Genomic DNA, 20,915 nt, shown 5'->3' with positions numbered 1-20,915 from the left:
GGCATCGGCATGACCTCCCAGCGCACCCGGGAGCGGCTGATCCAGCGCCTGTGCGAGGAGGGCGTTTCGAACACCAAGGTGCTCGACGTCATCCGTCGTACCCCGCGCCACCTGTTCGTCGACGAGGCGCTGGCGCATCGCGCCTACGAAGACACCGCGCTGCCGATCGGCCACAACCAGACGATCTCGCAACCGTTCATGGTTGCCCACATGAGTGAACTGCTGCTCGAGGCCGGGCCGCTGGACAAGGTGCTGGAGATCGGCACCGGCTCGGGCTACCAGACGGCAATCCTGGCCCAGTTGGTCGAGCGGGTGTTCTCGGTGGAACGCATCAAGGTGCTGCAGGACCGGGCCAAGGAGCGCCTGGTGGAACTGAACCTGCGCAATGTGGTGTTCCGCTGGGGGGATGGTTGCGAAGGCTGGCCGGCGCTGGCGCCGTACAACGGCATCATCGTCACCGCCGTGGCACCGGAAGTGCCGCAGGCATTGCTCGACCAGCTGGCGCCCGGTGGCCGTATGGTGATCCCGGTGGGGCCAGCCGGCGAAACCCAGCAGCTGATGCTGATCGTGCGCGAGGAGCATGGATTCTCCCGCCGCGTGCTGGGGGCCGTGCGCTTCGTACCGCTGCTCAACGGCCCGCTGGCCTGAACACTGCTGGTTCGAACCGCGCGATATTTTTGCGCCAGCACCGAATTCTTGCAGCAACGCCCTGTCTATCTGGCGGGGTGAAGCGCTATCGCACAGCGTGTTGCAAGGCTTTGCAGCAGTCTTTCACCAACCCTGCCAATGCGGGCGGGCTTGGTTATAATTGCAATAATATTGCATTTCTTGTCTTCATATCGTTTTCGGCACCATGAGGGGAGCGCGGGTGGGTCACACAGTCATTCGGCAGCGCAAGGACGGGTCGGGTTTCACGCTTCTGGTGATTGCACTGGCCATGGGCGCGCTACTGGTGGGTTGCTCGAGCACCAGCAGCAACAGCGCGCGGGTGGTCGACCGCAACAACACCGTGCCCAAGCGCCCGGCGGTAACCACCGGGCAGTACATCGTCAAACCTGGCGATACGCTGTTCTCCATCGCCTTCCGTTATGGCTGGGACTACAAGGAGCTGGCTGCGCGCAACGGTATCGCGGCGCCTTACACCATTCGCCCGGGGCAAGCGATTCGTTTCAGCAGCGGCTCTACCGGCACCACCACGGTGGTGTCCAGCCCGTCGTCGTCGAGCAAGACCACGGTCATCCGGCGGCCTGTGGGAAGCACCAGCACACCTCCTGGCAACACCAGCAAACCGGCCACGCCGGCAGCCTCCAGCAGCGCCCCGGTGGTCGCCACGGTGCCTGCCGCGGAGCGTGCGGTAGGTGGCTGGACCTGGCCCGCCAACGGCGTGCTGATTGGAAAATTCGCTTCAAACGGTAGTTTGAATAAAGGCATTGATATCGCCGGTGATTTGGGACAGCCTGTTTTTGCTGCGTCTGATGGTGCAGTGGTGTACGCCGGGAGTGGCTTGAGGGGCTACGGCGAACTGATCATCATCAAGCACAGCGATACCTACGTCAGTGCCTACGGCCATAACCGCAGGCTGTTGGTTCGGGAGGGGCAGCAGGTCAAGGCAGGGCAGTCGATTGCTGAAATGGGGTCCACGGGCACAGATCGGGTGAAGCTGCATTTCGAGATTCGCCGCCAGGGCAAACCCGTCGATCCGCTCCAGTTCCTGCCACGTCGTTGACCGTTGTACCCGGCCTGTTCCTGTGATGTAGAGGGGACAGGCTCCAGCGCTGCCAGGGAGATAGGTGCCGCTCGAGTCTGAGTTCGAACTCAGCAAAGGACTATAACAATGGCTCTCAGTAAAGAAGTGCCGGAGTTTGACATCGACGATGACCTGCTTCTGATGGAGACGGGTATCGTTTTGGAAACGGATGTGGTGTCAGACGAACCTGCTGTATCTTCGGTTCGGACGAGGGCCAAGTCGGGCTCTTCGCTCAAGCAACACAAGTACATCGATTACAGCCGGGCGCTCGATGCCACCCAGTTGTATCTCAACGAGATAGGATTCTCGCCTCTGCTTTCGCCGGAAGAGGAAGTGCACTTTGCGCGCCTGTCGCAAAAGGGCGACCCTGCCGGCCGCAAGCGCATGATCGAAAGCAACCTGCGCCTGGTTGTAAAAATTGCCCGTCGTTACGTGAACCGCGGCCTGTCGCTGCTCGACCTGATCGAGGAGGGCAACCTTGGGCTGATCCGTGCGGTCGAGAAGTTCGACCCGGAGCGTGGTTTCCGGTTCTCGACTTATGCGACCTGGTGGATTCGCCAGACCATCGAACGGGCGATCATGAACCAGACCCGCACCATTCGCCTGCCGATCCACGTGGTCAAGGAACTGAACGTCTACCTGCGCGCTGCGCGCGAGCTGACCCAGAAACTGGACCACGAACCCTCGCCAGAAGAAATCGCCACGCTGCTGGAGAAACCGGTCGCCGAGGTCAAGCGCATGCTCGGCCTGAACGAGCGGGTGTCTTCGGTGGATGTGTCGCTTGGCCCGGACTCGGACAAGACCCTGCTCGATACCCTGACTGACGACCGTCCGACCGACCCATGCGAACTGCTGCAGGATGATGACCTGTCGCAGAGCATCGACCAGTGGCTGGGCGAGTTGACCGACAAGCAGCGTGAAGTGGTGGTGCGCCGCTTTGGCTTGCGCGGGCATGAAAGTAGCACCTTGGAAGATGTCGGACTGGAGATTGGCCTGACCCGCGAACGGGTGCGGCAGATCCAGGTCGAGGGGCTCAAGCGTTTGCGCGAGATTCTCGAGAAGAACGGCCTGTCCAGTGAGTCGTTGTTCCAGTAGCGGAAGCCTGTAACACAAAGCGCCCCGATGATTTCGGGGCGTTTTTGTATGTGGCGATCAGAGGTGTCCCATTCAAAATTGCGGGGGCGCTTTGCGCCCCTTTTGCGACACAAGGCCGCTCCCACAGGTATTTCATCGCCTTTGAATGCACCACTATCCTGTGGGAGCGGCCTTGTGTCGCGAAAGGGCTGCAAAGCAGCCCCAAGACATTATGTACTGCGCTACCCCAATAACATCGCGTGTAAGCCTTTGCTTACTTGTTCTGTAAGCCTTTTATGTACGCTTCAGTAAATCATTGTCGTATCCAGATCCTGCGTTTTCCCAACCTCTTGAAAATCCTGACTTATTCAGCTGTGAGGAAATGTGTCACCTGCAACACCCTGTGAGGTTTCGCGGTTGCCGGCCAGGCTCAAGTCGCTAGTATTCGAACTGTGCACAGGGACATGCACAGGCTTTCAGGAGGAAAGCCAGGGACATCGCAAGACGCGATTTCATCAGGATGCTGTTTGGGACAAGCAGGGACTACGGAAAAAATGTGGGCGGGTCAAACCGCCCCTTTTTTTGTCTGCAGAAAACAAAAAAGGCCCCAAGGGGCCTTTTTAGTGTCCGGACGCTATCAGCGCTCCAGATCTGCAATCTTGCCAGTCTTGCCATCCCATTCCTCAGCGTCCGGCAGGGCGTCCTTACGCTCGGTGATGTTCGGCCAGATTTCCGCCAGTTCGGCGTTCAGCTCGATGAAGTTTTCCATGCCCGCAGGCACTTCGTCTTCCGAGAAGATGGCTTGCGCTGGGCATTCCGGCTCGCACAAGGCGCAGTCGATGCACTCGTCCGGATGGATGACCAGGAAGTTCGGGCCTTCGTAGAAGCAGTCCACCGGACAGACTTCCACGCAGTCGGTGTATTTGCATTTGATGCAGTTGTCGGTGACGACGAAGGTCATTTCTAATTCTCTCCTCAGGCGACGGCGGCGGCCCTTCCTCTCAGGGCCGCGCGGTTTACGGGTATGTGGCTGCAGGCCAGGCTAATAACCTGCAGCACCAGCAAACCGCGGCGGATTCTACCAGCTTGTAGTGGGCGCCGTTATAACAGGTTCTTTAGTTGATATAGCATTTCGATAGCTTGACGCGGGGTCATGTCGTCCAGCTGCAGCTTGCCCAGCTTCTCGATGGCCGGGTGTGGCAGGCTGGCGAACAGGTCGCTCTGGTGCGGGACCTGTGGCACGTCCTTGGCCTTTTGGGCCGGTGGTTGTTCATGCGGCAGGCTGGTGGTTTCCAGCCTCGCCAGGTGTTCACGGGCACGCTGGATGACGGCCGTCGGCACGCCGGCCAGCTGCGCCACGGCCAGGCCGTAGCTCTGGCTGGCAGGACCAGGCAGCACGTGGTGCAGGAATACGATGCGTTCGTTGTGTTCGGTGGCGTTCAGGTGCACGTTGGCCACCAGTGGCTCGCTTTCCGGCAGCACGGTGAGTTCGAAGTAGTGCGTGGCGAACAGCGTGTAGGCGCGCAGCTGGGCCAGGCGCTCTGCGGCGGCCCAGGCCAGCGACAGGCCGTCGAAGGTACTGGTGCCGCGGCCCACTTCATCCATCAGCACCAGGCTGCGGTCGGTGGCATTGTGCAAGATGTTGGCGGTTTCGCTCATCTCGACCATGAAGGTCGAGCGGCCGCCGGCCAGGTCGTCGCTGGAGCCGATGCGGGTGAAGATGCGGTCGACCAGCGACAGCTCGCAGCTGGCAGCCGGCACGAAGCTGCCGATATGCGCCAGCAGCACGATCAGGGCGGTCTGGCGCATGTAGGTGGACTTACCGCCCATGTTCGGGCCGGTGATGATCAGCATGCGCGTGCTGTTGTCCAGGCCCAGGTCGTTGGCCACGAACGGTGTGGTTAGTACCTGTTCCACCACTGGGTGACGGCCCTGCTCGATGCGCAGGCACGGCTCGTCTACGAAGCGTGGGCAGTTCAGGTCGAGGTTCAGTGCACGTTCGGCCAGGTTGCTGAGCACGTCCAGTTCGGCCAGGGCGGCGGCGCTGTCCTGCAGCGGTGCCAGGTGGCTGATCAGGGTTTCCAGCAGGGCATCGTAGAGCATCTTCTCGCGGGCCAGGGCGCGGCTCTTGGCCGACAGCGCCTTGTCCTCGAACGCCTTCAGCTCCGGGGTGATGAAGCGCTCGGCGCCCTTTAGGGTCTGACGGCGGATGTAGTCACCCGGGGCCTGCTCGGCCTGCTTGGTCGGCAGTTCGATGAAGTAGCCATGCACCCGGTTGTAGCCGACCTTGAGGTTGGCAAGGCCAGTACGGGCCTTTTCCCGCGCTTCCAGATCGATCAGGAATTGGCCGGCGTTTTCGCTGATCGCCAGCAACTCGTCCAGTTCGTTGTCATAGCCGGCCTTGAGCACGCCGCCATCGCGGATCACCGCCGGCGGGTTGTCTATGATCGCCCGCTCCAGCAGGCTGGCCAGTTCGGGATAGGTGCCGGTAATGGCGGCCAGGCGTGCCAGGTGCGGTGCCTCCAGCTCGGCCATGGCATTCTGCAACTCGGGCAGCGCCCCAAGTGCATCGCGCAGGCGTGCCAGATCGCGTGGGCGGGCGTTGCGCAGGCCGATACGGGCGAGAATCCGTTCGATATCGCCAATTTCCTTGAGCTGCGGCTGCAGCTTCTCGAAGCGGTAGCCGTCGAGCAGGCAACGGATCGAGTCCTGGCGCGCCTGCAGCACCTTGAGATCGCGCAACGGACGGTTCAACCAGCGGCTCAGCAAACGGCTGGCCATGGCGGTCTGGCAGCGGTCGACCACCGACTGCAGGGTGTTGTCTCGGCCGCCGGCCAGGTTGATGTCCAGCTCCAGGTTGCGGCGGCTGGCACCGTCGAGAATGACCGTGTCGTCCAGGCGTTCGTGGCGCAGGCTGCGCAGGTGCGGCAGGGCGGTGCGCTGGGTTTCCTTGGCGTAGATCAGCAGGCAACCGGCGGCGCCGATGGCCAGGGTCAGCTTGTCGCAGCCAAAGCCCTTGAGGTCCTTGGTCGCGAACTGCTGGCACAGGGCCTTGCGCGCCGAGTCGCGGTCGAAGTCCCATGGCGCACGGCGACGGGCGCCCGGTCGTTTCTCGGCAGGCAGGTCGCGCGGCCAGTCGTCGGGGATCAACAGCTCGACCGGGTTGAGGCGCTCGAGCTCGGCCAGCAGGTTTTCCCAGCCCTTGATCTCCTGCACGCTGAAGTTGCCACTGGTGATGTCCAGTACGGCCAGGCCGAACAGGCGCTCGTCCCCGAGCAGCGCGGCAATCAGGTTGTCGCGACGCTCGTCGAGCAGGGCCTCGTCGCTGACCGTACCCGGGGTGATGATGCGCACAACCTGACGTTCCACCGGGCCCTTGCTGGTGGCAGGGTCGCCAATCTGCTCGCAGATCACCACCGATTCGCCGAGCTTGACCAGCTTGGCCAGGTAACCTTCCAGCGAATGGAACGGAATCCCGCACATGGGGATGGACTGGCCGGCCGACTGACCGCGCGCGGTCAGGGTGATGTCCAGCAGCTTTGCGGCTTTTTTCGCATCTTCGTAGAAGATCTCGTAGAAGTCGCCCATGCGGTAGAACATCAGCTGGTCCGGGTGCTGGTTCTTCAGCTTCCAGTACTGCTGCATCATCGGGGTGTGTGCGGAGAAGTCGGAAATTGCTTTATTCATCAAGGGCTTAGAAAGTAGGTCTCAATATTGTGGGGCAAATTGGGGCGTTCTGTGTTGCATGCGCGACGCCGAGACCCACCGGATTTTCAAGCCGCATAGGTTAACACGGCTACCCGGCGGGCTGTACCTGCAAGTCCGGCGAGTGCACAGGGATGCGCTGAAGGCAGGTTGACATCATGGTGCCTCCATGGAGAATTGCCTGCCTTCGCCCATCAGGGATGGCTTGCCTGACGCACTCGCGGTGGCCCGCGGCCCGGTAAAAAGTTATTGCAACAGGTTGATTAGTGCAGTGAGCGCAATTCGTTTTGATGTAGATGCGGTTTTTTGTATTTCCCTCGACACCCGCGCTGACCGGCGCACGCTGTTCAGCGAAACCATCGGGCGACAGCTCGACAACGAAGTGCTCTTTCATGTCGTCGAGAAAAACAGCGACCCCAAGCGCGGTTGCTACGAGTCCCATCAGCAACTGGCCCGTCATGCGCTGGACAATGGCCTTGATCGAATCCTGATCTTCGAAGACGATGCCAAGGCGTATGAGTTCAAGCCTTCGCGGGTGCGCTGGGTAAACCGCTTCATGCAGAAACGGCCCTTCGAGGCCTTGCACCTGGGTTATTCCATGGGGCGAACCTGGCTGACCTGGTTCCCGTTCATCGCCCGCGGGCGGGTGGTGGCGCTGCATGCCTATGTGCTGTCGCGCGAGGGCTGCCGGATCCTGGCAGAGACGCCCTACGATGGCACCCCGGTGGATGTGGTGGTCAAACACCGGATCCGCCAGCACTGCGTGTTCCCCATGATGTTCCGCCAGCACGCCGCCGCAGTGGCCGGTAGCGACCTGGAACAGGTGGTGCGCAATGAGGACGAGTGGTGGGAGCGCAACTGGACCAAGCATCGTCGTTCACCGATGAAGAACATCTGGCGGACCGTGCTTCGGCTGAATTTCTGATTGGTGTGGGCTTGAGGTGCATGCCTTGAGAGGTTTGGCGCCTGCGAGATCGAGCGCCGCCCGCGCGGCGCTCGATCTTACAGGCGCCAAAAATCCAGAGGCGAACATCCTCGTGCCCAGCACGCCGCCAGACGCCCATTCCCCATCCCTGAAATGCTAGGGTAGAGGGCAGCCTTCAAGGAGCCCGACATGGACCCGATCACCACGCTTGCCACCCGCCTGGGTGAACACCTGCGTCGCTTCAACGCGCAGGTGACCACCGCCGAATCCTGCACCGGTGGCGGCATCGCCGAGGCCATCACCCGCGTGCCCGGCAGCTCGGCCTGGTTCGAGGCTGGGTACGTGACCTATTCCAACACCCAGAAAACCCGTCAGCTGGGAGTGCCCGCGGCGTTGTTCGGCCAGGTTGGCGCGGTCAGCCAGGAAGTGGTCGAAGCGATGGTCCGCGGCGCCCAGGCCGCCAGCGGCGCGCGCTTTGCCGTGGCGGTGAGCGGCGTGGCCGGGCCGGACGGTGGTTCGCCGGCCAAACCGGTGGGCACCGTGTGGCTGGCCTGGGGCGACGGCAACCATGTGTTCAGCGAGCGGCGCCAGTTTGACGGCGACCGCGAGGCGGTGCGCCGACAGACGGTGATCGCCGCGTTAGACGGCTTGTTACAGCTTGGTGCCGAGTAAATCGACAACAGGGGTTTGCGCGAGCGCCTGCCTGTGGAATAATACTGGCTACTTATACAGGTATTCCGGCCGTCAGGGCCAAGTCGAACACGTGAGGATTTCAATGGACGACAACAAGAAGCGCGCCTTGGCTGCGGCCCTGGGTCAGATCGAACGCCAATTCGGCAAGGGCGCCGTCATGCGCATGGGCGACCACGAGCGCCAGGCTATCCCTGCCATCTCCACCGGTTCGCTGGGCCTGGACATCGCCCTGGGCATCGGCGGCCTGCCAAAAGGCCGTATCGTCGAGATCTACGGCCCGGAATCGTCGGGTAAGACCACGCTGACTCTGTCGGTCATCGCCGAAGCCCAGAAAAACGGCGCCACCTGCGCCTTCGTCGACGCCGAACACGCCCTCGACCCCGAGTACGCCGGCAAGCTGGGCGTCAACGTCGACGACCTGCTGGTTTCGCAGCCGGACACCGGCGAACAGGCCCTGGAAATCACCGACATGCTGGTGCGTTCCAACGCTGTTGACGTGATCATCGTCGACTCCGTTGCTGCCCTGGTACCGAAGGCCGAGATCGAAGGCGAAATGGGTGACATGCACGTGGGTCTGCAGGCGCGCCTGATGTCCCAGGCGCTGCGCAAGATCACCGGTAACATCAAGAACGCCAACTGCCTGGTCATCTTCATCAACCAGATCCGTATGAAGATCGGTGTGATGTTCGGCAGCCCGGAAACCACCACCGGTGGTAACGCCCTGAAGTTCTACGCCTCGGTGCGTCTGGATATTCGCCGTACCGGTGCGGTCAAGGAAGGCGACGAGGTGGTCGGTAGCGAAACTCGCGTCAAGATCGTCAAGAACAAGGTTTCGCCGCCCTTCCGTCAGGCCGAGTTCCAGATCCTCTACGGCAAAGGTATCTACCGTAACGGCGAGATCATTGACCTGGGTGTTTCCCAAGGCCTGGTCGAGAAGTCCGGTGCCTGGTACGCCTACCAGGGCAACAAGATCGGTCAAGGCAAGGCAAACGCTGCCAAGTACTTGGCTGAGAACCCGGCTATTGGCGCCGAGATCGAGAAGCAGATTCGCGAGAAGCTGCTGACCGCTGGTGCTGTTGCGGCTGCTGGCAAGGCTGCTGCTGCCGAAGCCGATGCCGATGACATGGCCGACGCTGACGCCGGCTACTGATTGCGCGGTAGATAGCCGAACATGTCCGCCGTACTCGACACCCCCGTCGCCATCCGGCGGACAGCCATGGACCTGCTTGCGCGACGTGAGCACGGTCGCGTCGAGCTGACGCGCAAGTTGCGTCAGCGCGGCGCTTCGGACGAGTTGATTGAGCCTGAACTCGATCGGCTCGCCGAAGAAGGGTTGCTTAGCGAAGCCCGCTACCTCGAAAGTTTCATCCGGTACCGTTCCAGCTCTGGCTATGGCCCTGCACGTATTCGCGAAGAGCTAGGCCAGCGCGGTTTGGCGCGTGCTGATATCGAGCAGGCACTACGCGAGAGCGAGGTGGACTGGGGCGGGCGCATGCGTGACATATGGCAGCGCAAGTTTGCCGGGCAGCGCCCGCAAGATCCCCGCGGCCGTGCCCAGCAAACCCGGTTTCTGGCTTACCGGGGTTTCCCCATGGACATGATCGGCCGCCTGCTCAGTGGGCGTGATCTCGACGATTACTGAGGGCTGGGGCCGTTTTACAGTCCTTTGTGGGAGCGGACTTGTGTCACGATCAACTGACCTTCAACGCCTCCCTGGCCCGCTGGGTCGTATGCATGGGCTGCGGCTTGGCCCAGTTCTCCGGCAGGTTGATGAAATCCACCAGCTCGCGCAGCCTGCCCTGATCCCGGCCATTGAAGGCAAATGACAAACGGGTCAGGTGGTTGAAGTTGCCCACTTCGTGCTCGGCGCTGCTGTCAGGTTGCTGGTGGTACTTGCCACTCAGACGCAAGTCGGCAAAGCCTTCCTGGATGTCATACAGCGCCGCTTCGCTGAGCGGGTGATGCATGCGGATCACGAACTGGCTCTTCAGCCAGCGGCTGGAGTGGTAGTTGCTGTAGAACTGGTTGATTTCCTCCACTGCCTCGTCAGCGCTGTGCACCAGGCGCAGCAGTTTCAGGTCGCTGGGCAAGATGTAGCGGTTTTCCTCCAGTTGCCGGCTGATGAAGTCCAGGCAGTCGCGCCAGAAGCTGCCACCTGGTGAGTCCAGCAGCACCACCGGTACCAGCGGGCTCTTGCCGGTCTGGATCAGGGTCAGCACCTCCAATGCTTCATCCAAAGTACCGAAACCACCCGGGCACAGCACCAGTGCATCGGCCTCCTTGACGAAGAAAAGCTTGCGGATGAAGAAGAAATGGAACGGCAGCAGCTTGTCGGTGCCATCTACCGTGGGGTTGGCGTGTTGTTCGAAGGGTAGGGTGATGTTGAACCCCAGGCTGTGGTCGCTGCCGGCGCCTTCGTGGGCGGCTGCCATGATGCCGCCGCCGGCACCAGTTATGACCATCAGGTCAGAACGCGCCAGGGTTGCGCCCAGTTCGCGGGCCAGGGCGTACATCGGGTGTTCCAGCGGGGTGCGCGCCGAGCCGAACACGGTCACCTTGCGGCGGTCCTTGTAGCGTTCCAGGGTGCGGAACGAATGGTCCAGTTCGCGCAGGGCCTGCAGGGTGATCTTGGCGCTCCAGCGGTCGGTGTCGTCATGGGCCATGCGCAGGATAGTCAGCATCATGTCGCGGTACAGCGGCAGGTTGGGGCTGTTTGGTGCCACTAGTTGCAGTTGTGCGTCGATGTTGCTCAGGTCGATGTTGTTGTCGCGGAAGTGGCTGAACAGCAGTTCACTCGATTGGTAAGGCATGCAACGTCTCCTTCTGCACCTATACCTCTGACCTCAATCTAGACCCTTGCGCTCAATCCTGCCGGGGGTGTTCGCCACAGCCGCCCGTCGGCATGCAGCCACGGGGGATGCGGGTTTGGTTAACTGGGTAAAGCGAAACGTGTCGATGCAGGAGGTGGCGGTATGCATCGCTTGATCATCGAAGTTGACCGGCAGCTTTACCAGCAGCTGGAGAATGCGGCCCAGATGCATCACCTGAGCCTGGAGAACGAGTGCCGGCGCAGGCTGTCGGGGCTGGAATGCCAGTCGCGCTACCTGCAGGCGCTGCTGGCAGAGATGCGCGCCGATGCCGCTGAGGGGCGCTGGTGCGCCCGTGAAGACGAGAAGGCGTAGCGTCCGAGCTGGTTACTTCTTCTTGTTGCCGGCCACGCAGCTGGCATTATCGAACGCCTGGTCCATGATCGGCTGGTTGGTCTTGTATACCGTGAAGCGGTAGACCATCACCGCGCCTTTGGACATCAGGTTACGGAAACCGCTGTTGCGGCAGACGCTATCACCCAGCTGGCTGCGGACCTGTTCGGGGTTGGCCTGCATGCGCGCGGCATGGTCCTGGCGCACGCTCAGGTGGTTGACCAGTGCCTTGCCTTCCACCGTGTAACCTTGGTCGAGGATGTCCTCGTTGATGGCTCGCGGGGTGCCGACACTGCTCTCTTTGGCAACCTTCTGCAACATGTTGTTCAGGTCGTATTCCTGCTTGGAAGCCGCCTGGGCTGCCAGGGGCAGGGCGAGCAACAGGCTCAGGGCGGGTACGATACGGCGCAGCATGAATCTCTCCTGGTTCGATGACTGGCGCTTTGACATGCGCGGGTCGACGGCGTTCCCTGAAAATCGCGCAGGCGCGAGGCTGGGGTACGGTAAAAGCAGCGATTATAAGGACCGCGCCGCCACCTGCACAGCAATTGCCCCCTGTTCTGGTAGACTGGTGCCCTTAGTTTTCTCCGAGTCATCCTTGTGTCCATTCCCAACCTGTCCAGAGGCCTGCCGGCATGAGCCATGCGGTAGCGCGCCTGCGCGCCGAACGCCTGGCTCGCAGCAACAAGCCCTTTATCGCCCGTGGTTCACGTGCCGAACGCTGCCCCGATTGCCGGGTCATTGCCACTCATTGCCTGTGCGCCTGGAAGCCCCGGGTGCAGGCCGAGTCCGGCGTGTGCCTGCTGATGCATGACACCGAGCCGCTCAAGCCCACCAATACCGGTTGGCTGATTGCCGACCTGATCGAGGACACCTCGGCTTTCGGCTGGCTGCGCACTTCGGTCGACGAACGTTTGCTGGCGTTGCTGGGCGACCCGCGTTGGCAGCCCTACATCGTCTTTCCCGGCGAATTCGTTGCCCAGGAGCGAGTGGTCAGCGAGGTAGTGCGCGAGCCCGGCAAGCGTCCGCTGTTCATCCTGCTGGATGCCACCTGGACCGAAGCGCGCAAGATGTTCCGCAAAAGCCCGTACCTTGATCGCTTCCCGGTGTTGAGCCTGCAGGCCGAGCAGATGTCCCGCTACCGCCTGCGCCGCTCCAAGCGCGATGATCACTTCTGTACCGCGGAAGTCGCTGCCATGTGCCTGGACCTTGCCGGCGATACCCAGGCCTCGCAGGCGCTGGACGCGTACCTGGATGTGTTCAGCCTGCATTACCTGAGCGGCAAGCGTCGCCTGCCGCTGGACGAGCAGGACGACACCCACCAGCGTTTGCATACCTTCCTATAGTCCAAGGGGCACAACCCCTGCTTTGGTTCATAATGACCCTTACCCGAGTGCCCGACACAGAACAGGATCCCCAGATCGATGGCCACTTACGAAATCCTGATTGCCGATGACCACCCGCTGTTCCGTGGCGCCTTGCGCCAGGCCGTTACCCTCGGCCTGGGCCCGGATGTACGCCTGGTAGAAGTTGCCAGCATTGCCGAACTGGAAACCCGTCTGAGCGAAAAAGACAACTGGGACCTGGTGTTGCTGGACTTGAACATGCCGGGTGCCTATGGTTTTTCCGGGCTGGTGCTGCTGCGCGGGCAATACCCGCAGATCCCCGTGGTGATGGTATCGGCGCAGGAAGAGGCTGCAGTGGTGGTCAAGTCCCGCGAATTTGGCGCCAGTGGCTTCATTCCCAAGTCCAGCACCCTGGAAGTGATCCAGGATGCGGTGCGCAAGGTGCTCGATGGTGAGGTCTGGTGGCCGCCGCAGGCGTTCGAAAAGGTCGATGTCTCGGCCGAAGCCAAGGCCGCCAGCGAAGGCCTTGCCAGCCTCACGCCGCAACAGTTCCGCGTGCTGACCATGGTCTGCGAAGGGCTGCTGAACAAGCAGATCGCCTATGAGCTGAACGTGTCGGAAGCGACCATCAAGGCCCATGTGACGGCAATCTTCCGCAAGCTGGGTGTGCGTACCCGCACCCAGGCGGCGTTGTTGCTGCAACAACTTGAATCGGTTGCCAGCAGCTGAGTGGGCGTGGCTTCACGCTTTTTTTACCCGTGCCGGTCTAGTCTGCTGGCCTTTCCGCCGTTAAGTGACTCACATGACATCGCCATTCAAGGGCCAGACTGGCCTCAAACGTATCTTCAACGCCGCCGGCTATTCGCTGGATGGGCTGCGCGCTGCCTTCAAGGGTGAGGCCGCGTTCCGCCAACTGGTGCTGCTCAACGTGCTGCTGGTCCCGATCGCCTTCTGGCTACCGGTCAGCCGTGCAGAGCGTGCGATCATGATCGCCGTATGCCTGTTGGGCTTGATCGTCGAATTGTTCAACTCGGCGGTGGAGGCAGCCATCGATCGTATTTCGCTGGAGCGCCACCCGCTGTCGAAAAACGCCAAGGACATGGGCAGCGCCGCGCAACTGGTGGCATTGACCATGGTGGCGCTGGTGTGGGGTGTGATCCTGCTTTAAGCGATCGGTGGCAACACGATCTCGTCACTGCGTGTGAAACCCGCGGTGAAGTTGCGGCAAAGTTCGAGAAATTCGCGCATGGCCGAGGTCTGGTACTTCTGTTTGTGCCAGATGAAGTAGAACTGGCGCATCAGGTCCAGCTCCGGGGTTTCCACCGCTACCAGGCTGCCGCGGCGGAAGGCGTCACGCAGGGCAAGGCGCGAGATGCAGCCGATGCCCAGGCCCGACTCCACCGCGCGCTTGATGGCTTCGGTGTGTTCCAGCTCCAGGCGGATGTTGAGGTTGGTGCGGTGGTGGCGCATGGCCTGGTCGAAGGTCAGGCGCGTGCCTGAGCCCTGTTCGCGCAGGATCCACGCCTCCTGGGACAAGGTCTGTACATCGGCGCGTCCCAGTTTGGCCAGCGGATGCTGTGGCGCGCAGAACACCACAAGTTCGTCCTCGACCCAGGGCTGCACTTCCAGGTCCGGGTGGTTGCAATCGCCTTCGATCAGACCCAGATCAATTTCGTAATGCGCCACCTGTTGCACGATATGCGCGGTGTTCTGCACATGCAGCTTCACCTGGCTTTCCGGGTGCACCTGCATGAAGCTGCCGATCAGCAGGGTGGCCAGGTAGTTGCCGATGGTCAGCGTGGCGCCGACTGCAAGCGAGCCGAAACCGGACTTGCCGTTGAGCAGGTCTTCGATTTCCTTGGCCTGGTCGAGCAGGGCCACTGCCTGCGGCAACAGTTGCTGGCCCAGGGCGTTGAGGCTCAGGCGCTTGCCGGCCCGGTCGAACAGCTGGCAGCTGGACTGTCGCTCAAGCTCGGTGATCGAGGTGCTGGCGGCCGACTGCGACAAGGCCAACACACTGGCGGCGCGGGAAACGCTCTGGTGCTGGGCCACGGCAACGAAGACTTGCAGTTGACGAAGTGTAAATCGCATATCGATATAACCGATAACACATATCTTGATAATCCAGTTAACAGATATTGTCGCTGCCCCTAAACTATCGCGCAACTGCGCGTCTTGCGCGCGCCGCGTCTTTCTTCAGGAGCCCCATTAAATGAGCAACATGAACCACGAACGTGTCCTCAGTGTGCACCACTGGAACGACACCCTGTTCAGCTTCAAGTGCACCCGCGACCCGGGCCTGCGCTTCGAGAACGGTCAGTTCGTGATGATCGGCCTGCAACAAGAAAGCGGCCGTCCGCTCATGCGCGCCTATTCCATCGCCTCGCCGAACTGGGAAGAGCACCTGGAGTTCTTCAGCATCAAGGTGCCGGACGGTCCGCTGACCTCGCAGCTGCAGCACCTGAAGGAAGGCGACGAGATCATCATCAGCAAGAAGCCTACCGGTACCCTGGTACTCGACGACCTGAACCCGGGCAAGCACTTGTACCTGCTGAGCACCGGCACTGGCCTGGCACCGTTCATGAGTGTCATCCAGGACCCGGAAACCTACGAGCGCTTCGAGAAAGTGATCCTGGTGCACGGCGTGCGCTACGTGAACGAAGTGGCCTACCGCGAATTCATCACCGAGCACCTGCCGCAGAACGAGTTCTTCGGTGAGTCGGTTCGCGACAAGCTGATCTACTACCCGACCGTGACCCGTGAACCGTTCGAGAATCAGGGCCGCCTGACCGACCTGATGCGCAGCGGCAAGCTGTTCAGCGACATCGGCCTGCCACCGATCAACCCGCAGGACGACCGCGCGATGATCTGCGGCAGCCCGAGCATGCTCGACGAAACCAGCGAAGTGCTGGACAGCTTCGGTCTGAAGATCTCCCCGCGCATGCGCGAGCCGGGTGACTACCTGATCGAGCGTGCCTTCGTCGAGAAGTAAGGCGCAGGCTGATGCAAAAGAAGGCGACCCCCGGGTCGCCTTTCTTGTGCCTGTGATTCATATATCGCCTGTACCGGCCCTATCGCCGGCAAGCCAGCTCCCACAGGAGTCCCACAACATTTGAAACCTGTGCCGAACCTGTGGGAGCTGGCTTGCCGGCGATGAGGCCAGTGCAGGCAAACCCCAATCTATTCCACGCGCGTCTCGCCGCTATACACCAATATCTCCCGACACCGCTTGCACAGGTAGCGCCGCCCTTGGCGCACCAGCTTGTGCCGCTGCGCGGTAAACGGGAAGTCGCTCTGCGGGCAGGGGCAGCGGTAGATGTAGCGGGTCACCACGCGCCGTTGCACTTCGTAGTTGTGGCAACGGTTGGGCGGCAGTTCATACACCCCGCGCATGATCAGCTGCCACTCTTCGCCATGGGCCTGGATTCGGTCGCCGAACAGATGGTGGGCCACCAGGTGCGCCACCTCATGGGCCACGGTCTGGCGCAGGAAGTCTTCCTGGTTTTCGCGGTAAAGCTGCAGGTTGAAGCGCAGCAGGTTCTCGTGCAGGTGGGCGACGCCGGCTTTTTGCCCGCGCAGCTTGAAGCTGATTTCCGGGCGTGGGAAGGGGCGTTTGAAGAAGGTTTCAGCTTGCTGGTAACAGGTTTCGACGCGTTGTCTGAGCAGCTCGGGCATGGCGGGGTGGTTCTCCTGACCGGACATTATGCCGCAACCCCGGGCAACCTGCCGAGCCACCGGTCAGCGCACAGCCAGAGGCCGCCTTGCGGCGGCCCCAGGTTTGATGCCCCAGTGTTGGTCGAGTCTGTTCTAGTTGGTGTAGACGGGCCCCACGCCCAGTCCCCAGATGATCACCGTGGCGGCCATGATCGCCACCAGTACTACAAGGCCTACCGCCAGCACCGAGCTGGAGAACAGGAAGCCTTCGTCGGACGGTATGTTCATGAACGTCGGCAAACCGACGTACAACAGGTACACCGTGTAGCAGATGGCGGCCGTGCCGATCAGCATGCCCAGCCACAGGTGCGGGTACAGCGCCGCCAGGCCGCCGATGAACAACGGTGTGGCGGTGTAGGTGGCAAAGGCGATGCACTGTGCCATGGACGGGTTGGCATCGTAGGTGCGGGCCATCCAGTGGATGAACGCCCCCATTACCGCTACCCCGGCAAGCATCGCCAGGTACGACATGATGCTCATCCAGATGGCGCTTTCCATGGTCAGCATCACCGCTGGCCGGTCGCCGATTACCCAGCCGACCTGGGTTGTACCGATGAACGCCGAAACGGCGGGGATCGCAGCCAGGATCAGGGTGTGCGTCAGGTACATGTGGCTGATGGTTTCTTCTTCGCCACGAATTTCCCGCCATTCCTGGTCGGGATGGGTAAACAGCCCCACAACGTGATGAATCATGCCGATCACTCCTCTCAATGTTGCCAAACGCCCCCCAGATGGAGCGCAAGCGGCCCTAGGCCCGAACACCGAAGCAAGCGGTAATGTGGCCTTATGTCGCAGTATAGGAAGCCGTTACCCGCATAAACCGCGCTTTTTAGAGCAAATTGCGCTGTAAGACGCGCTGTTGATTACAATGAAGTCTTTATCGGAATGCCTACAGCGCCGCCGCGTTTGTGCGTAAAATAGCCGGCTTTTGTCACACCTCGCGGATCCAAGCGCTATGGGCACCCTCTCGGTCAACCAGAACAAACTGCAAAAACGCCTGCGTCGTCTCGCCGGCGAAGCCATCACCGACTACAACATGATCGAGGATGGCGACAAGGTCATGGTCTGCCTGTCCGGCGGCAAGGACAGCTACACCATGCTCGACGTTCTGTTGCACCTGCAGAAGGTGGCACCGATCAAGTTCGAGATCGTCGCGGTGAACATGGACCAGAAGCAGCCGGGGTTCCCCGAGCATGTGCTGCCGGCCTACCTGAAGGAACTGGGCGTCGAGTACCACATTGTCGAGAAGGACACCTATTCGGTGGTCAAGGAGCTTGTCCCCGAGGGCAAGACCACCTGCTCGCTGTGTTCGCGCCTGCGCCGTGGCACCCTGTACACCTTTGCCGACGAAATCGGCGCGACCAAGATGGCGCTGGGGCACCACCGCGACGATATCGTCGAAACCTTCTTCCTCAACATGTTCTTCAACGGTGCGCTCAAGGGCATGCCGCCGAAGCTGCGCGCCGACGATGGCCGCAACGTGGTGATCCGCCCGCTGGCCTACTGCAGCGAGAAGGATATCCAGGCCTACTCGGACATGAAGGAATTCCCGATCATCCCGTGCAACCTGTGCGGTTCGCAGGAAAACCTGCAGCGCCAGGTGGTCAAGGACATGCTGGTGGAGTGGGAGCGCAAGCACCCGGGGCGTACCGAGAGCATCTTCCGCGCCCTGCAGAACGTGGCACCGTCGCAGTTGGCCGACCGCAACCTGTTCGACTTCACCAGCCTGAAGATCGACGAGAACGCCACCCCACGTTTCCTTGACGTGCTGAACATCTGAGCCCATGCGCGATTACCAGTGGTTGCACGAGTACTGCCTGAACCGCTTCGGCTCGGCCCAGGCCCTGGAGGCCTTCCTGCCGCAGCCGCGCACACCCGCACAACTGCGTGATATCAGCGACGACCGCTACCTGTCGACCTTGGCCCTGCGCGTGTTCCGCGCCGGGCTCAAGCACAGCCTGGTGGATGCCAAGTGGCCGGCGTTCGAGCAGGTGTTCTTCGGCTTCGACCCGGAGAAGGTGGTATTGATGGGCGCCGAGCACCTCGAGCGGCTGATGCACGACGAGCGCATCATTCGCCACCTGGGCAAGCTCAAGAGCGTGCCGCGCAATGCGCAGATGGTTCTTGACGTGGCCAAGGAGAAGGGCAGTTTCGGCGCCTTCATCGCCGACTGGCCGGTGACCGACATCGTCGGTTTGTGGAAATACCTGGCCAAGCACGGCAACCAGCTGGGCGGGTTGTCGGCACCGCGCTTCCTGCGCATGGTTGGCAAGGACACGTTCATCCCTACGGATGACATGGTTGCGGCGTTGATTGCGCAGAAGGTGGTCGACAAGCCGCCGACCAGCCAGCGGGACCTGGCCTTGGTGCAGCAGGCGTTCAACCAGTGGCATGCGGAGAGTGGGCGGCCGCTGTGCCAGTTGTCGGTGATGCTGGCGCATACCGTCAACCATTGAGAGTTGTGTTGGCCCCTTCGCGGGCATGCCCGCTCCCACAGGTACAGCGCCGACCTCAAGTGTGGCGCGAACCCTGTGGGAGCGGGCAAGCCCGCGAAGAATCTAACTGCCTTCGCCTGCCATGCGCCGCTCGTGCTGGAACTTCCAGCGCACATACAGCAGCCCGGCAATGAACAGCCCCAGGCTCACCAGTACTTCAACCCAGCCAAATACCGCCCGCGCCGGGTCGAACGCCGCCAGCACGCCCTTGATGAAATAGATATTCACCACGAAGCAGGTCCATGCATGTGCCCGGGCGCTACCTGTCAGCATACCCGGCAGCAACAGCAGCAACGGCACCAGCTCGATCGCCAGGATCACCTCGACTCGCGCCCCGTGCAGGTTGGCGAACCACAGGTTGTTCGCCACCAGCAGGGCGATCAGGCCGAAGAAGAATGCCAGGCTCAGCGCCCGCGTCAGGCGCAGGCGAGGCGCCAGCCACTCAAGCGGCGGCAATACCTTGGGCTTCTTAGCCACGTGCAGCCTCCAGGGCCTTTGCAGTGGTCGCCAGGCGTTGGCCAAGGGCGCGGCACAGGGCTATCTCGTGCTGGTCGAGCTCGCGCTTGCCATCGGCGCCAGCATGATGGCTGGCGCCATACGGGGTGCCGCCGCCACGGGTTTCGAGCAATGCCGATTCGCTGTACGGCAGGCCCATCACCAGCATGCCGTGGTGCATCAGCGGCAGCATCATCGACAGCAGAGTGGTTTCCTGCCCGCCGTGCAGGCTGGCGGTAGAGGTGAACACGCCTGCCGGCTTGCCGACCAGTTCACCGCCCAGCCACAGGCTGCTGGTGCCATCCAGGAAGTACTTGAGCGGCGCCGCCATGTTGCCGAAGCGGGTCGGGCTGCCCAGTACCAGGCCGGCGCAGTGGCGCAGGTCGTCCAGGGTGGCGTACAGCGCACCATTGGCCGGGATGTCCGGGGCCACTGCTTCGCACTCGGTGGAAATCGCCGGTACCGTGCGCAGGCGGGCTTCCATGCCGGCCAGCTCGATGCCGCGGGCGATGTGCCGGGCCATCTCGCTGGTCGAACCATGGCGGCTGTAATACAGCACCAGGATGTAGGGCTCGCTCACGGCAGGATCTCCAGTACTTTCTCGGGTGGTCGGCCGACCACGGCCTTGTCGCCAGCGATGAGGATCGGCCGCTCGATCAGCTTGGGGTGCTGGGCCATGGCGTCGATCAGTTGCGCGTCGGTAAGCGACGGGTCGGCCAGGTTCAGCTCCTTGTACTCGTTCTCGCCGGTACGCAGCAGCTGGCGCGGGGCGATGCCCAGCTTGCCGAGCAGAGCCTTCAGGGTGGCCGCGTCGGGCGGGGTCTCGAGGTAGCGCACGATTGTCGGCGCCAGGCCGCGAGCTTCGAGCAGTTCCAGGGCGCCGCGGGATTTCGAGCAGCGCGGGTTATGATAGAGCGTGAGGTCGGTCATGTCGGGTCGCATCCAGCAGGGTGTGGCGGCTATTCTAACCGCAGCGACTGACCAATTTGCTTTAAAACTCGAGAAGGATTGACCCATGGCAAGGCGTCTGGCAGCAGTACTGGCCATCACCGCGAGCCTGTTGCTCGGTGGTTGCGGTGCCGATTATGGCGTGGACCAACACGGTAATACGGTTAAGGCCGAACAGATCGACGGGCACTGGCTGGTGCTCAACTACTGGGCCGAATGGTGCGGGCCGTGCCGTACCGAAATCCCTGAACTGAACGCGGCAGCCAAGCAGTGGGCGGCCGATGGTATCAAGGTGGTGGGGGTGAACTTCGATGGCTTGCAAGGGCAGGAGCTGAAGCAGGCTGCCGAAACCCTGGGGATCGCTTTCACCGTATTGGCGCAGGACCCGGCCGAGCGCTATGACCTGCCGCGTAGCGAGGCATTGCCGGTGACCTACATCATTGATGACAAGGGCAAGGTGCGGGAACAATTGATGGGCGAGCAGACCCAAGAAGGGCTGCAGGCCAGGATCAAGGCACTGAAGGGCGCCTGATGCATTTTGGGGCTGCTTTGCAGCCCATCGCGACACAAGGC

25 protein-coding genes are annotated in these 20,915 nt (G+C 61.9%); 15 read left to right on the top strand and 10 right to left on the bottom strand.

Features of this window, described 5'->3' with window-relative positions:
• Nucleotides 1–9 precede the first annotated feature (9 nt).
• The 3 genes from CAG18_RS07795 to rpoS all read left to right on the top strand — a co-directional run bounded on the left by CAG18_RS07795 (nucleotide 10) and on the right by rpoS (nucleotide 2,842).
• The gene (locus tag CAG18_RS07795) at nucleotides 10–648 is read left to right on the top strand and encodes a protein-L-isoaspartate(D-aspartate) O-methyltransferase (RefSeq protein WP_015269209.1); all 639 of its coding nucleotides are present in this window, start codon (nucleotides 10–12) and stop codon (nucleotides 646–648) included.
• Nucleotides 649–868: 220 nt separating this feature from the next.
• Entirely contained in the window at nucleotides 869–1,726 is an 858-nt protein-coding gene (locus tag CAG18_RS07790; RefSeq protein WP_085720703.1) for a peptidoglycan DD-metalloendopeptidase family protein, read from the top strand.
• A 108-nt stretch (nucleotides 1,727–1,834) separates the two neighbouring features.
• Nucleotides 1,835–2,842 (top strand): RNA polymerase sigma factor RpoS, encoded by a 1,008-nt coding sequence (gene rpoS, locus CAG18_RS07785; protein ID WP_013971277.1) that lies wholly within the window; start codon nucleotides 1,835–1,837, stop codon nucleotides 2,840–2,842.
• Nucleotides 2,843–3,458: 616 nt separating this feature from the next.
• Here the strand turns inward: rpoS and fdxA are convergent.
• Both fdxA and mutS read right to left on the bottom strand, forming a co-directional pair.
• Complete coding sequence (gene fdxA, locus CAG18_RS07780; RefSeq protein ID WP_004375459.1) at nucleotides 3,459–3,782, bottom strand: ferredoxin FdxA; 324 nt, start codon at nucleotides 3,780–3,782, stop codon at nucleotides 3,459–3,461.
• 140 nt (nucleotides 3,783–3,922) lie between these two features.
• Nucleotides 3,923–6,496, bottom strand: a complete 2,574-nt coding sequence (mutS, locus tag CAG18_RS07775) for a DNA mismatch repair protein MutS (RefSeq protein ID WP_043936065.1) — start codon at nucleotides 6,494–6,496, stop codon at nucleotides 3,923–3,925.
• A 301-nt stretch (nucleotides 6,497–6,797) separates the two neighbouring features.
• Here mutS and CAG18_RS07770 point away from each other — a divergent pair, with 301 nt between their 5' ends.
• From CAG18_RS07770 to recX, 4 genes are all read left to right on the top strand, one after another.
• The gene (locus tag CAG18_RS07770; RefSeq protein WP_039615086.1) at nucleotides 6,798–7,451 is read left to right on the top strand and encodes a hypothetical protein; all 654 of its coding nucleotides are present in this window, start codon (nucleotides 6,798–6,800) and stop codon (nucleotides 7,449–7,451) included.
• Nucleotides 7,452–7,640: 189 nt separating this feature from the next.
• Complete coding sequence (locus tag CAG18_RS07765) at nucleotides 7,641–8,123, top strand: CinA family protein (protein WP_025337995.1); 483 nt, start codon at nucleotides 7,641–7,643, stop codon at nucleotides 8,121–8,123.
• A 103-nt stretch (nucleotides 8,124–8,226) separates the two neighbouring features.
• The gene (gene recA, locus CAG18_RS07760; RefSeq protein ID WP_013971339.1) at nucleotides 8,227–9,294 is read left to right on the top strand and encodes a recombinase RecA; all 1,068 of its coding nucleotides are present in this window, start codon (nucleotides 8,227–8,229) and stop codon (nucleotides 9,292–9,294) included.
• 21 nt (nucleotides 9,295–9,315) lie between these two features.
• Nucleotides 9,316–9,786 carry a recombination regulator RecX gene (gene recX / locus CAG18_RS07755; RefSeq protein ID WP_004375466.1) on the top strand — a complete coding sequence of 157 codons (471 nt, stop codon included), beginning with the start codon at nucleotides 9,316–9,318 and terminating at the stop codon, nucleotides 9,784–9,786.
• A 49-nt stretch (nucleotides 9,787–9,835) separates the two neighbouring features.
• Here the strand turns inward: recX and CAG18_RS07750 are convergent, their stop codons facing one another.
• Entirely contained in the window at nucleotides 9,836–10,954 is a 1,119-nt protein-coding gene (locus CAG18_RS07750; protein ID WP_004375469.1) for an LOG family protein, read from the bottom strand.
• Between the two features lie 162 nt (nucleotides 10,955–11,116).
• Here CAG18_RS07750 and CAG18_RS07745 point away from each other — a divergent pair, with 162 nt between their 5' ends.
• On the top strand, nucleotides 11,117–11,326 hold the full coding sequence (locus CAG18_RS07745; RefSeq protein WP_004375471.1) for a hypothetical protein: 210 nt from the start codon (nucleotides 11,117–11,119) through the stop codon (nucleotides 11,324–11,326).
• A 12-nt stretch (nucleotides 11,327–11,338) separates the two neighbouring features.
• Here CAG18_RS07745 and CAG18_RS07740 read toward each other — a convergent pair whose 3' ends face one another.
• Nucleotides 11,339–11,758 carry a quorum-sensing-regulated virulence factor family protein gene (locus tag CAG18_RS07740; protein WP_013971343.1) on the bottom strand — a complete coding sequence of 140 codons (420 nt, stop codon included), beginning with the start codon at nucleotides 11,756–11,758 and terminating at the stop codon, nucleotides 11,339–11,341.
• 221 nt (nucleotides 11,759–11,979) lie between these two features.
• Between CAG18_RS07740 and CAG18_RS07735 the strand changes: the two genes are divergently transcribed.
• The 3 genes from CAG18_RS07735 (at nucleotide 11,980) to CAG18_RS07725 (ending at nucleotide 13,858) form a co-directional block, all read left to right on the top strand.
• Entirely contained in the window at nucleotides 11,980–12,690 is a 711-nt protein-coding gene (locus CAG18_RS07735; RefSeq protein WP_025337999.1) for a tRNA-uridine aminocarboxypropyltransferase, read from the top strand.
• A gap of 78 nt (nucleotides 12,691–12,768) precedes the next feature.
• Entirely contained in the window at nucleotides 12,769–13,419 is a 651-nt protein-coding gene (erdR, locus tag CAG18_RS07730) for a response regulator transcription factor ErdR (protein WP_015269217.1), read from the top strand.
• 73 nt (nucleotides 13,420–13,492) lie between these two features.
• Entirely contained in the window at nucleotides 13,493–13,858 is a 366-nt protein-coding gene (locus CAG18_RS07725) for a diacylglycerol kinase (RefSeq protein ID WP_004375479.1), read from the top strand.
• Here CAG18_RS07725 and finR read toward each other — a convergent pair.
• The gene (gene finR / locus CAG18_RS07720) at nucleotides 13,855–14,781 is read right to left on the bottom strand and encodes a LysR family transcriptional regulator FinR (RefSeq protein ID WP_004375481.1); all 927 of its coding nucleotides are present in this window, start codon (nucleotides 14,779–14,781) and stop codon (nucleotides 13,855–13,857) included. The genes CAG18_RS07725 and finR overlap by 4 nt on opposite strands.
• Before the next feature lie 121 nt (nucleotides 14,782–14,902).
• Here finR and fpr point away from each other — a divergent pair, with 121 nt between their 5' ends.
• Complete coding sequence (fpr, locus tag CAG18_RS07715; RefSeq protein WP_004375483.1) at nucleotides 14,903–15,682, top strand: ferredoxin-NADP reductase; 780 nt, start codon at nucleotides 14,903–14,905, stop codon at nucleotides 15,680–15,682.
• Between the two features lie 188 nt (nucleotides 15,683–15,870).
• Here the strand turns inward: fpr and CAG18_RS07710 are convergent, their stop codons facing one another.
• Together CAG18_RS07710 and CAG18_RS07705 are read right to left on the bottom strand one after the other, a co-directional pair.
• Nucleotides 15,871–16,365: a SprT family zinc-dependent metalloprotease gene (locus CAG18_RS07710; RefSeq protein ID WP_013971347.1), complete on the bottom strand. Its 495-nt coding sequence runs from the start codon at nucleotides 16,363–16,365 to the stop codon at nucleotides 15,871–15,873.
• A 132-nt stretch (nucleotides 16,366–16,497) separates the two neighbouring features.
• Complete coding sequence (locus CAG18_RS07705) at nucleotides 16,498–17,097, bottom strand: Yip1 family protein (protein WP_003252385.1); 600 nt, start codon at nucleotides 17,095–17,097, stop codon at nucleotides 16,498–16,500.
• A gap of 262 nt (nucleotides 17,098–17,359) precedes the next feature.
• Between CAG18_RS07705 and ttcA the strand changes: the two genes are divergently transcribed.
• Together ttcA and CAG18_RS07695 are read left to right on the top strand one after the other, a co-directional pair.
• Complete coding sequence (ttcA, locus tag CAG18_RS07700) at nucleotides 17,360–18,184, top strand: tRNA 2-thiocytidine(32) synthetase TtcA (protein ID WP_012270926.1); 825 nt, start codon at nucleotides 17,360–17,362, stop codon at nucleotides 18,182–18,184.
• Between the two features lie 4 nt (nucleotides 18,185–18,188).
• Nucleotides 18,189–18,860 carry a DNA-3-methyladenine glycosylase I gene (locus CAG18_RS07695; protein WP_085720702.1) on the top strand — a complete coding sequence of 224 codons (672 nt, stop codon included), beginning with the start codon at nucleotides 18,189–18,191 and terminating at the stop codon, nucleotides 18,858–18,860.
• A 102-nt stretch (nucleotides 18,861–18,962) separates the two neighbouring features.
• Here CAG18_RS07695 and CAG18_RS07690 read toward each other — a convergent pair whose 3' ends face one another.
• From CAG18_RS07690 to arsC, 3 genes are read right to left on the bottom strand one after another with little or no spacing between them, the layout of a single operon-like run.
• Nucleotides 18,963–19,376 (bottom strand): DUF2069 domain-containing protein, encoded by a 414-nt coding sequence (locus tag CAG18_RS07690; protein WP_015269221.1) that lies wholly within the window; start codon nucleotides 19,374–19,376, stop codon nucleotides 18,963–18,965.
• Entirely contained in the window at nucleotides 19,369–19,974 is a 606-nt protein-coding gene (wrbA, locus tag CAG18_RS07685) for an NAD(P)H:quinone oxidoreductase (protein ID WP_015269222.1), read from the bottom strand. Before wrbA ends, CAG18_RS07690 begins: the two co-directional genes overlap by 8 nt.
• The gene (arsC, locus tag CAG18_RS07680; protein WP_085720701.1) at nucleotides 19,971–20,324 is read right to left on the bottom strand and encodes an arsenate reductase (glutaredoxin); all 354 of its coding nucleotides are present in this window, start codon (nucleotides 20,322–20,324) and stop codon (nucleotides 19,971–19,973) included. The genes wrbA and arsC overlap by 4 nt, the downstream gene beginning before the upstream one ends.
• 85 nt (nucleotides 20,325–20,409) lie before the next feature.
• Between arsC and CAG18_RS07675 the strand changes: the two genes are divergently transcribed.
• Entirely contained in the window at nucleotides 20,410–20,874 is a 465-nt protein-coding gene (locus CAG18_RS07675) for a TlpA disulfide reductase family protein (protein WP_039615075.1), read from the top strand.
• Nucleotides 20,875–20,915: the final 41 nt, after the last annotated feature.

Source organism: Pseudomonas sp. B22(2017), from assembly GCF_002113105.1.
In the GTDB taxonomy this organism is placed as follows: domain Bacteria; phylum Pseudomonadota; class Gammaproteobacteria; order Pseudomonadales; family Pseudomonadaceae; genus Aquipseudomonas; species Aquipseudomonas asiatica.
Note: the sequence above shows the minus strand (reverse complement) of the source record. Positions and strands in the feature narration are given on the sequence as shown.